The sequence below is a fragment of the Vibrio sp. 2033 genome (assembly GCF_033339735.1).
In genome coordinates this window covers 1-993 of record NZ_JAWOVC010000130.1, presented here as the reverse complement: position 1 = coordinate 993, position 993 = coordinate 1, and the positions used below count along the sequence as shown (strand labels likewise).

Sequence of the window (993 nt, the reverse complement as noted above, 5' to 3'; positions counted from 1 at the left end):
TGCGGAAATGAAACAAGCACTAGAGCAGGCTTACAGCAACATTGCTAAATTTCATAAAGCACAAAAGCCACAACCAATTAAAGTGGAGACACAACCTGGTGTGATGTGTGAGCAAGTGACACGTCCCATTCAAAAAGTAGGGTTGTATATTCCTGGTGGTAGCGCGCCATTGCCATCGACAGTATTGATGCTGGGCGTGCCTGCAAAAATCGCTGGTTGTCGTAAAGTGGTGCTTTGTTCTCCTCCACCGATTGCAGATGAAATTTTGTACGTTGCCAAGTTGTGCGGCATTGATGAAGTTTATAATGTCGGTGGTGGACAGGCGGTCGCTGCTATGGCTTACGGTACGAAAAGCGTCTCCAAAGTGGATAAAATTTTTGGCCCGGGTAACGCCTATGTGACGGAAGCAAAACGTCAAGTAAGCAATGACTTCCGTGGTGCTGCGATTGACATGCCGGCTGGCCCTTCTGAAGTTCTTGTGATTGCAGACGAAACCGCAGATCCAGACTTCATCGCAGCAGACTTGTTAAGCCAAGCTGAGCACGGCCCTGATTCACAGGTGGTTCTTGTGACACCATCACCAATTGTCGCGGATCAAGTAACGGATGCTGTTCAGCGTCAACTAAAAGCCTTGTCTCGTGCAGACATCGCGCAGAAGGCGTTGGCTTCGAGTCTGATTATTATTTCTGAGTCAATCACACAAGCGGTTTCTATCTCTAACTACTACGGCCCTGAGCACTTAATTGTGCAAACGAAGAACCCGCGTGAGCTACTTCCACTACTAGATAATGCGGGCTCAATCTTTCTTGGCGATTGGTCTCCTGAATCTGCAGGTGATTATGCGTCGGGAACTAACCACGTGCTTCCAACTTACGGGTATACTCGTACTTACTCAAGCCTTGGCCTTGCCGACTTTTCTAAACGAATGACAGTGCAAGAGTTGTCGGCTGAAGGTTTACAGAATCTCGCTCCGACTGTGGTTACGATGGCGGA

The 993-nt window shown here is 48.3% G+C and carries 1 protein-coding gene; it reads left to right on the top strand.

Translation table 11 applies throughout. The features are described 5' to 3' along the window. A partial coding sequence (hisD, locus tag R7P74_RS25100) for a histidinol dehydrogenase (RefSeq protein WP_318123357.1) occupies window positions 1–993 on the top strand: 993 nt, incomplete at both ends.